Raw genomic sequence first — 2,388 nt, 5'->3', positions numbered from 1 at the left:
GATGGCGGCATGGCGTTCCGGGGGTAGGGACGGGCATAATCGGGCTCCGGTCTAACCCCGTCATTGCGAGTTCGGCACCGGCCTTTTTTGGCCGATCCTGAGATATGAAAAGATAGGGTTCGTGTCCCGGACGCGGTGCGGCATTCTTATGCCGCTCCGCAGAGCCGGGACCGCGTCAGGCGACCGCGTTTCTGGCGGTCCCGGCTCCGCGGCGCATGACGCCTCCTGCGGAGGCGCATTGCGCCGCGTCCGGGACAAGTGCCCTTTCTTCCCAGGAGCCAACGGGTCCGGCTTCGCCGGCCCGATGATAAACTCCGCGACGCGGCAATCCAGAAAGCCGCAAGCTCGGCAGAACTGGATTGCTTCGTCGCAAGGGCTCCTCGCAATGACGGGGATGGGGCGGGGCTAGGCTGGTCTTCGGGCTTGCGACCCCGCCGGGAGTCGCGTAATTCCTCGCTATGACAGCCCCCAGCAAAACTCCCGTCTCGCCCGATCCGTCGCCGCATGTCGCCGCGGAGCATGACAAGATTCTGATCGTCGATTTCGGCTCCCAGGTGACGCAGCTGATCGCGCGCCGGGTGCGCGAGGAGGGCGTCTATTCCGAGATCGTGCCGTACCACAAGGCCGAGGCGGCGTTCGCTGAAATGAAGCCGAAGGCCGTGATTCTGTCGGGCGGGCCCGAATCGGTCCACGAGGAAGGCTCGCCGCGCGCGCCGCAATCGATCTTCGACAGTGGCGTGCCGGTGCTCGGCATCTGCTACGGCCAGATGGTGATGGCGGCCCAGCTCGGCGGCAGCGTCGAGGGAGGCCACCACCGCGAATTCGGCCGCGCCGATGTCGAGGTCAAGGCGGCCAGCGCGCTGTTCGACGACACCTGGGCGCTTGGCGAGAAGAACCCGGTATGGATGAGCCATGGCGACCGCATCACCCAAATCCCGCCGGGCTTTGAAATTGCCGGCGTGTCGCCCAACGCGCCCTGCGCCATCATCCAGGACGAGAAGCGCAAATATTACGGGCTGATGTTTCACCCCGAAGTCGTGCATACGCCCGATGGCGCGAAATTGATCCGCAACTTCGTGCGCAAGGTCGCCGGTCTGACCGGTGACTGGACCATGCGCGCCTTCCGCGAGGAAGCGATCGAAAAAATCCGCGCCCAGGTCGGCACGGGCAAGGTGATTTGCGGCCTGTCGGGTGGCGTCGATTCCGCGGTGGCGGCGGTGCTGATCCACGAGGCGATCGGCGACCAGCTCACTTGCGTGTTCGTCGATCACGGCATGCTGCGCAAGGACGAGGGCAAGACCGTCGTCGAGCTGTTCCGGCATCACTACAATATCCCGCTGGTACACGTGCAGGCGGAAGACCTGTTCCTCGGCAAGCTCGCGGGCGTGACCGACCCGGAGAAAAAGCGAAAAATCATCGGCGGGTTGTTCATCGACGTGTTCGATGCCGAAGCCAAGAAGATCGGCGGCGCGGACTTCCTGGCGCAGGGCACGCTGTATCCCGACGTGATCGAGAGCGTGTCGTTCACCGGCGGTCCGTCGGTGACCATCAAGTCGCATCACAATGTCGGCGGCCTGCCGGACTTCATGAAGATGAAGCTGGTCGAGCCGTTGCGCGAATTGTTCAAGGACGAAGTCCGCGTGTTGGGCCGCGAACTCGGCCTGCCGGACATCTTCGTTGGCCGGCATCCGTTCCCGGGTCCCGGTCTCGCGATCCGCTGCCCCGGCGAGATCACCGCGGAGAAACTCGACATCCTGCGCAATGCCGACGCGGTCTATATCGACCAGATCCGCAAGGCCGGCCTGTACGACACCATCTGGCAGGCCTTCGCGGTGTTGCTGCCCGTGAAAACCGTCGGCGTGATGGGCGATGGCCGCACCTACGAATTCGTCGTCGGCCTGCGCGCGGTGACCTCGACCGACGGCATGACCGCCGATTTCTATCCGTTCGAGATGAAATTTTTGGGCGAGACCGCGACCCGGATCATCAACGAGGTCAAGGGCGTCAACCGCGTGGTGTATGATATCACGAGCAAGCCGCCGGGGACGATCGAGTGGGAGTGACGGTGATCCGTCGGCTCGAAGCGAACGGCGGTACGGGGTGGATACGCCTGATCGCGAGAAGTTCCCGATCGGGAGAATGCGACGGATTTTGACGGCGACCGTTATCATTTTCCGGTTCGGTAAAGATCATGACATGACGCGCCCCAACGCCTGATCCGCCTCGTACGATCTCGCTTGCGGCGGTCCGGGCGGCTCTCGCGTTCCGTCAACCGATGCAAACAGACGTTGCCGGCCGCGCATATCGGGTCAGCAGGTCGCCAAGAAGCTGGTTGGGAAACCGGCGGTTCTGAATAATGGCGTAGAAGCTTTCCGTGAGCTGCGGGAT

Annotated in this window: 1 protein-coding gene; it reads left to right on the top strand. The window is 63.6% G+C overall.

Features of this window, described 5'->3' with window-relative positions:
• Positions 1 to 458 precede the first annotated feature (458 nt).
• Positions 459 to 2,063 (top strand): glutamine-hydrolyzing GMP synthase, encoded by a 1,605-nt coding sequence (gene guaA / locus Q0S16_RS19995; protein ID WP_295852027.1) that lies wholly within the window; start codon positions 459 to 461, stop codon positions 2,061 to 2,063.
• The last annotated feature ends 325 nt before the right edge of the window (positions 2,064 to 2,388 follow it).

Source organism: Tardiphaga sp. (assembly GCF_025356345.1).
Lineage (GTDB): Bacteria > Pseudomonadota > Alphaproteobacteria > Rhizobiales > Xanthobacteraceae > Tardiphaga.
This window is presented reverse-complemented; position numbering and strand designations above follow the sequence as displayed.

Coding starts and splice junctions, on each gene's coding strand:
- guaA (WP_295852027.1), top strand. CDS start 459: ATGACAGCCCCCAGCAAAACTCCCGTCTCGCCCGATCCGTCGCCGCAT.